General features: G+C 76.1%; 8 protein-coding genes. 3 read left to right on the top strand and 5 right to left on the bottom strand.

All coding sequences use genetic code 11. The features are described from left to right. Both J0670_RS25650 and J0670_RS25645 read left to right on the top strand, forming a co-directional pair. Window positions 1–1,231 (top strand): glycosyltransferase 87 family protein (locus tag J0670_RS25650; protein WP_243437507.1); only part of this gene is annotated, 1,231 nt, incomplete at its 5' end. After that, window positions 1,141–2,274: a glycosyltransferase family 4 protein gene (locus tag J0670_RS25645; RefSeq protein WP_279383069.1), complete on the top strand. Its 1,134-nt coding sequence runs from the start codon at window positions 1,141–1,143 to the stop codon at window positions 2,272–2,274. The genes J0670_RS25650 and J0670_RS25645, both read left to right, overlap by 91 nt. On the opposite strand, the gene J0670_RS25640 is transcribed toward J0670_RS25645, so the two are convergent. Genes J0670_RS25640 through J0670_RS25620 form a run of 5 tightly spaced genes read right to left on the bottom strand, consistent with a single transcriptional unit; the run spans window position 2,255 to window position 5,997 of the window. Then, entirely contained in the window at window positions 2,255–2,626 is a 372-nt protein-coding gene (locus tag J0670_RS25640; RefSeq protein WP_207814030.1) for a hypothetical protein, read from the bottom strand. The two genes, J0670_RS25645 and J0670_RS25640, sit on opposite strands and share 20 nt — an antisense overlap. A gap of 34 nt (window positions 2,627–2,660) precedes the next feature. Then, window positions 2,661–3,041 carry a hypothetical protein gene (locus J0670_RS25635; RefSeq protein WP_207814029.1) on the bottom strand — a complete coding sequence of 127 codons (381 nt, stop codon included), beginning with the start codon at window positions 3,039–3,041 and terminating at the stop codon, window positions 2,661–2,663. A gap of 47 nt (window positions 3,042–3,088) precedes the next feature. Further along, on the bottom strand, window positions 3,089–3,745 hold the full coding sequence (locus J0670_RS25630; RefSeq protein ID WP_207814028.1) for a response regulator transcription factor: 657 nt from the start codon (window positions 3,743–3,745) through the stop codon (window positions 3,089–3,091). After that, a complete protein-coding gene (locus J0670_RS25625) occupies window positions 3,730–5,070 on the bottom strand; it encodes a sensor domain-containing protein (protein WP_307806687.1) in 1,341 nt (446 codons plus the stop codon). The genes J0670_RS25630 and J0670_RS25625 overlap by 16 nt, the downstream gene beginning before the upstream one ends. Before the next feature lie 9 nt (window positions 5,071–5,079). Continuing rightward, the gene (locus J0670_RS25620) at window positions 5,080–5,997 is read right to left on the bottom strand and encodes a DMT family transporter (protein WP_307806686.1); all 918 of its coding nucleotides are present in this window, start codon (window positions 5,995–5,997) and stop codon (window positions 5,080–5,082) included. Window positions 5,998–6,131: 134 nt separating this feature from the next. On the opposite strand from J0670_RS25620, the gene J0670_RS25615 reads away from it, so the two are divergent. Beyond that, on the top strand, window positions 6,132–6,925 hold a 794-nt coding region (locus tag J0670_RS25615; protein ID WP_207814026.1), incomplete at its 3' end, for a LysR family transcriptional regulator.

Genomic DNA, 6,925 nt, shown 5'->3' with positions numbered 1-6,925 from the left:
GGCCCTCGGGTACGGGACGGCGGCGCTCGCCGTGGCGGTGCTGCGGCGGCGCGGGCGTGAGGTGTCCGTGGCCGTCGCGCTGGTCGGGGCGGTGCTGGTGCCGCTGCTCGCGCTGGTGCTGACCGGGCGGGGGCAGAGCGAGGTCGGGGTGATCGAGCGGTCCGGGCAGCTGCTGCTGCACACCGGGACGCCGTACCTGGCCGAGCCGCAGACCGTCGAGGAGTACACCCCGTACCTGCCGGGGATGGCCCTGCTGGGCCTGCCCCGGGCGCTGCTCGGCGACTCACCGCTCGGCGACGCACGGCTGTGGTGCGCGCTGGTGTTCCTGCTCTGCATGCTGCGGACGGTGCCCGGCGGGCGCGGGCCCGGCGGGTACGCGCTCGGCGGGTACGCGCTCGGCAGACACAGGCCCGGCAGGTACGGGCTCGGCAGGTACGGGCTCGGCGGGTACGCGCTCATCGCCTCGCCGCCGGTCGCCCTGCCGCTGTGCGTCAGCGGCGTCGACCTTCCGCTCACCGGCCTCCTCTGGCTCTCGCTGGTGCGGGCCGGTGAACGGCGGCCGGTGGCGGCCGGGTTGGCGCTGGCAGCGGCCTGTTCGCTCAAGTGGACGGCCTGGCCGGCCGTCGCCGTGGTCGCCGCGCTGCTGGCGGCCACGGCCGGACGGCGGGCGGCGCTGCGCGGGACGGCCGTCGCGGTGGGCGGGGCGGCACTGCTGGTACTGCCCGGGGCGCTGCGTTCGCCGGGGCCGCTGGTCCGGCAGGTGTTCGCCTTCCCCACCGGGCGCGGCGGCCTGCCCACCCCGGCCGCCAGTCCGCTGCCCGGGCGGTTGCTGGCCGACCTCGGTCCGCCCGGCTGGTACGCCGCCGTCGGCCTGCTGCTGCTCGCCGGGCTCGCCGTCGGGGCCTCCCTGCTGCTGCGCCCGCCCCTGAGCGCGGCGGGCGCGGCGCACCGGCTGGCCCTCGGGCTCACCGCGGCCTTCCTGCTCGCGCCCGCCGGCCGGTTCGGCTACCTCGCGCTGCCGCTCGTCCTCGTCCTGCTCGCGTCCATCTCCCGTGAAAGAGGCCTCCCATGGGCTCCACCCTCGTCGTCACCAACGACTATCCGCCGCGTCAGGGCGGCATCGAGACCTTCGTCCACGCCATGGCCGCCCGCCTGCCCGGCGAGGTCGTGGTCTACACCTCCGCCGAGCCCGGTGCGGCCCGCCACGACGCCGCTCTCCCCTTTCCGGTGATCCGCGACCGCGCCCGCACCCTGCTGCCCACCCCGCGGGTCACCCGCCGCGCCGCCGAACTGGCCCGCGCGCACGGCTGCGACCGGGTCTGGTTCGGCGCGGCCGCACCGCTCGCCGCGATGACGCCCGGCCTGCTGAGCCTGGCCCCGGCCATCCGGCGCACCGTGGCCACCACCCACGGCCACGAGATCTGGTGGGCCCGCACCCCCGGTGCCCGCCGACTGCTGCGCCGGATCGGGAGCAGCGTGGACGCGGTCACCTACCTCGGCGAGTACACCCGTGCCCGGATCGCCCCGGCGCTCGGACCGGACGCCCGGCTGGCGCGGCTGGTGCCGGGCGTCGATCCGGCGGTGTTCCGGCCCGCCGGGGGCGTCCGGGGGCCGGGCCCGGTGATCCTGTGCGTGGCCCGGCTGGTCCCGCGCAAGGGGCAGGACATGCTGATCCGCGCCCTGCCCGCGATCCGTCGGGCCGTCCCCGGGACGGTGCTGGTGCTGGTCGGACGGGGACCGTACGAGGACCGGCTGCGCGCGCTGGCGCTGCGGCACACCGAGCCGGGCAGCGTCGAGTTCGCCGGCGGCCTCGACCACGCCGCGACCGCCGCCCACTACGCGGCCGCCGACGTGTTCGCCATGCCCTGCCGCACCCGCCGTCTGGGGCTGGAGGCCGAGGGCCTCGGCATCGTCTACCTGGAGGCGGCCGCCGCCGGGCTGCCCGTGGTGGCCGGCCGCTCGGGCGGCGCCCCCGACACCGTCCTGGACGGCGTCACGGGCACGGTCGTCGACGGCCGCAGCCCGGCGGACGTCGCCGCCGCCCTCACCAGGCTGCTCCTGGCGCCGCCCGCCGAGCGCGCCCGGATCGGCGCGGCGGGGCGACGCTGGGCGGCGGAGCACTGGAGCTGGGAGGCCTCGGCGCGGCGGCTGGCCGAACTCCTCGACCCGGAGCTGCCGTTCACCGCTGCGGAACCCTCTGCGGCACCCTCTGCGGAGACCTCTGCGGAGCCCGCACCCGGCCGCATCATTCCGGCTACCCCCGCCGGAACCTGACCAGTTGTGCGATCAGGGGCGCCCCGCCCATGCGACGGGCCGCCCTCACCCACTTCTTGGCCTGGCCCCGAAGGTCGTCGCGGCGCGGGCATGCGAAGCTGAACAGCCAGGCGTGGGCCGACAGATCGCGTTCCGGCAGGGCCTGCCACTTCTTTCCCCCGGCCTCGACCAGGGCCCGCGCGCAGGTCGCCGACGCCAGCTCCGCGTCACCGTCCCACTGGTCCCGCAGCCACCGCTGGAAGTTGGCCTTGGCCGTCGCGAAGTCCTCCTCGGTCGCCAGACCCGAGAGGAATCTGCTGACGAGTGCGCTCTGCGGTTCCCGTTCCGTCACCATCGGCACATCGTTCGCCATCCCAACCACTGTGACAAGTGGCAGAGTTGGTGCTTCACTCGGGCTGCCCCCGCAGGCGCCTGACCAGTTGCGCGATCGCGTGCGCCCCACCGTTGCCCTGGACCGCCGCCACCCACTTCCCCGCCTCGCCCCGCAGGTCGTCGCGGCGCGGGCAGGAGAAGCTGAACAGCCAGACGTGGGCGGACAGATCGCGTTCCGGCAGGGCCCGCCACTCCTCGCCCCCGGCCTCGTCCAGCGCCCGCGCGCAGTCCGCGAGGGCGCGGTCGCCGTCCGCGTCCCACTCGTGCCGCAGCCACAGCAGGAAGTTCGTCTCGGCCGCCGTGGCGTCGTCCCTGCTCGCCTCGCCCTTGAGCAACCGGTTGACGATCGCGCTCTGCGGTTCCCGTACCCTCACCATGACGCCATCGTTGGGCATCGCCACCACGCTGACAAGTGGGCGGATCCGGCCGCTCCCAGGCGGGTTCACTCCCCCCGCAGGTGCGCCAGCACCGCCAGCACTCGCCGGTTGCCCTCGGTCGGGTCCAGGTCGAGCTTCATGAAGATGTTGCCGCAGTGCTTGACCACCGAGGCCTCGGTGATGCTCAGCCGGCCGGCGACGGCCTGGTTGTTGAGGCCCTCCGCCATCAGCGCCAGCACCTCGCGTTCGCGCGGGGTGAGGCGGGCCAGCGGGCGGTCGGCGGACTGGGAGCGCAGGAGGACGCGGACCACGTCGGGGTCGATGACGGTCTCCCCGGCGGCGACCCGGCGCAGCGCGTCGAGGAAGTCGGCGACCTCGCCGACCCGGTCCTTCAACAGGTAGCCCAGGCCCGCCGGTTGGGCGCCGGCGGCGGCGAGCAGCCGGGTGGCGTACGGGGTGGCCACGTACTGGGAGAGGACCAGGACGGGCAGGCCGGGGTGGCGCTCGCGCAGGGCGAGGGCGGCGCGCAGGCCCTCGTCGGTGTGGTCGGGGGGCATCCGGACGTCGGTGACGACGATGTCCGGCCGGTCGGCGTCGACGGCCGCGGCCAGGGCCTCGGCGTCGCCGACGGCGGCGGTGACCCGGTGGCCGCCGAGGGCGAGCAGTTCGACCAGCCCGGCGCGCAGCAGCACCGCGTCCTCGGCGATCACGATCCGGAGCACGGGACCTCCAGCCGCAGCGTCGTCGGGCCGCCCTTCGGGCTCGTCACCATCAGTCGTCCTCTCAGCAGTGCCACCCGGTCGGCGAGTCCGGCCAGTCCGGCCCCGGCGGCCGGGTCGGCCCCGCCGCGGCCGTCGTCGGTCACCTGGACGACCAGCCGGCCGGCCGCGACCCGCCCGTGGACGGTGATCGCGGTGGCGCCGCTGTGCTTGGCGGCGTTGGTGAGCGCCTCGGTGACGGTGAAGTAGGCGGTGGTCTCCACCGGCGCGGGCAGCCGCTCCGGGAGCTCGAAGTCGGTGGCGACCGGGATCGGGTGGTGCAGCGCGACCTCGGCGACGGCGGCGGCCAGGCCGTGGTCGGTGAGCACCTGCGGGTGGATGCCGCGCACCAGCGAGCGCAGCTGCTCCAGTGCCTGCCGGGCCTCGCCGCGCGCCCGGGCGACCAGCTCCGCCGCCCGCTCCTCGCCGGAGCCCGGCCCCTCCGCACGCTCCTCCCGGCCGCGGGGCTCCCGGCCGCGCAGCTCGTACTCGGCCAGGCCGAGCGTCATGCTGAGCGCCACCAGCTGCTGCTGCGCGCCGTCGTGCAGGTCGCGCTCGATCCGGCGCCGCTCGGCCTCGAAGGCGTCCGCCAGCCGGGCCCGGGAGCGGGTGAGTTCGAGCACCTGCCGGCCGAGGTCGTCCTCCCGGGGCCCGAGCAGGAAGCGGGCCAGCGCGACCTCGGCCCCGGCCAGCAGCGCCCCCGCGTACGCGCAGAGCAGCAGCCCGGCGAGCCCGGCGGCGCTGAACGGCAGGGCGGCAGCCGGCCCAGGCACGGCGTACCCGGGGACGAGCATCACGGTCTCCGGGGCGAGCGCCCAGACCACCAGCGGGGAGAGCGCGAACGCGCCGGAGAGCAGCAGCAGCGCGGTGCAGCCGAGCGAGGCGGTGGCGAGCACCGTCGAGGCGAGCCCGGCATGGGCCAGCTCACGCCAGGTGGCCCGCTCGCGCAGCCGGGTACGGATCCGGGCGCGGCGCCCGGCCCCGGGCAGCCGGCGGTGCGGATCGGGCACCGGGACGGGCTCGACCAGCCGCAGCCGCCAGCGCTGCACGGCGGCCGCCGGGATGCCCGCCAGGGCGAGGGCGAGCAGCAGCGGCAGCCCGATCCCGACCACCGACAGGCCCGTTCCGACGACCAGCAGCACCGCGAGCACGGCCAGTAGCAGCGGCCCGAGCAGCGCCCCGCCGAGCAGGTGCGCCCAACAGCGCGGCACCCAGCCGGTGAGCGGGAAGCGCAGCGGACGGGCCCGCAGAGCGGCCCAGACGGCCACCGGCTGCGGATCCTCGTTCACCCGTTCACTCTAACCAACCGGCTGACGCTCCTTCGGAGCCGCGGGCACCCTGCGGGGCCTGGTCAGGGCGACGGCGGCGACCACCAGGGCCCCGCCGACCAGCGCGTTCCAGCCGACCGGCTCGGCCAGGAAGGCCGCGCCGAGGGCGGTGGACCACAGCGGCGTCACATAGGTGACGGCGGAGGCCACGGCCGTGCCCGCCGCCCGGACCAGGCGCAGGTTGAGCAGGTACGCCAGGCCCGTACCGAACGCGCCGAGCACCAGCAGGGCGGCGGCCGCGGCACCGCCGGGCCAGTGCGGGGCGCCCGCGGCGATCGGGGCGACCACGGCCAACTCGACTGCGGCGCAGCCGATCTGGAGCGCGGAGAGGGTCGTCACCGACTCCGGCCGGCCGGACAGGAAGCGGCGCAGGTAGGCGAAGCCCGCGCCGTAGCAGCAGGCGGCGGCCAGGCAGGCCAGGCCCCCGACGATCGCGCCGGAGCCGAGGCCGCGCCAGACCCCGAGCACGGTGAGCACCCCGACGAAGCCCAGCGCGAGGCCCACGAGCCGGCGGGCCCCCGGGCGGCGCTCCTCGGGGACGGTGAGCACCGCGAACAGCAGGGTGAACAGCGGGGTGGTCGCGTTCATCACCCCGGCCAGCACCGAGCTGACCCTGGTCTCGCCGAAAGAGAAGAGGATGAACGGCACCGTGTTGAGCAGCACCGCGACCACCGCCGAGTGCCCCCACAGCGCCCGGTCGCGCGGGGCCCGCTCGCCGCGCAGCAGCAGGACCGCCCACAGCGTGACGGCCCCGAGCAGACAGCGCCACAGCGCCACCCACACCGGCGGCACGCCCGCGTCGACCGCCACCTTGATCAGGGCGAAGCTCCCGCCCCAGATCGCCGACAGTGCCACGAAGCCCGGCAACCAGCGCCGCACCTCGACCACCTCCGTCCTCCGTTGTCCTTTGTCCGTTGTCCCTGTTCGCTGTTCGCTTGTTCGCTTGTTCGCTGGACAGAGGATGGCTCGCGGCGGAACCATGAGTCCAACAAGTGACAGTGCCGGATGGATGAGGAAGTCTCATGGCCTCGGAGGTCAACCTGGCCCAGCTCAGGGCGCTGGTCGCGGTCGCCGACACCGGCGGCTTCGGCGCGGCCGCCGACGAGCTGGGCATCAGCCAGTCCGCCGTCTCGCACGCCGTGGCCGCGCTGGAACGCGCCCTCGGCGCGCCCGTCCTCCGACGCGGCAGCCCCTGCCGGCCCACCCCGCTCGGCGAGCAGGTCCTGCCGCACGCCCGCACCGCCGTCGCCTCCGCCGCCGCCGTCCGCACCATCGCCACCCGGCACACCGGCGGCCTGACCGGCACCGTCCGGCTGGCCGCGCCCACCACCGTCTGCCAGTCACTGCTGCCCGGGCTGCTGCGGGACTGGCAGGCCGCGTACCCGCAGGTCACCGTGCGGGTCTTCGAGGGCGAGGACGGCGAACTGGCCGCCTGGCTGGAAGCCGGCACGGTGGACGCCGCCGTCCTGGTGGACGCGGGACCGCTGCCGCCCGGGGCGGTCGCGCTCGGCGCCGACTCGATGCACGCGCTGCTGCGCCGCGACCACCCGCTCGCCGGGCAGGAGACCGTGCACGTCGCCGAGCTGGAGGACGACGACTTCCTGCTCTCCGAGGGCGGCTGCGAGCGCCACATCCGCGAGGCCTACCGGCGGGCCGGCACCCGTTTCACGCCCCGGCACCGGATCCGCGACCTCAACACACTGATCGGCATGGTGCACGCGGGCGTCGGGGTCTCGGTGATGCCCGCACTGGCGCTGACCATGCTGCCGGCCGACTGCGTCCTGGTGCCGATCCGCCCGGCCGTGCACCGCACCCT

This window comes from Streptomyces sp. FH025 (genome assembly GCF_017427025.1).
Lineage (GTDB): Bacteria > Actinomycetota > Actinomycetes > Streptomycetales > Streptomycetaceae > Kitasatospora.
This window is presented reverse-complemented; position numbering and strand designations above follow the sequence as displayed.

What these genes read in the sequence shown, in the direction of transcription:
- J0670_RS25635 (WP_207814029.1), bottom strand. Translation starts at nt 3,041, where the DNA reads ATGCCCAACGATGGCGTCATGGTGAGGGTACGGGAACCGCAGAGCGCG.
- J0670_RS25645 (WP_279383069.1), top strand. Translation starts at nt 1,141, where the DNA reads ATGGCCGCCCGCCTGCCCGGCGAGGTCGTGGTCTACACCTCCGCCGAG.
- J0670_RS25640 (WP_207814030.1), bottom strand. Translation starts at nt 2,626, where the DNA reads ATGGCGAACGATGTGCCGATGGTGACGGAACGGGAACCGCAGAGCGCA.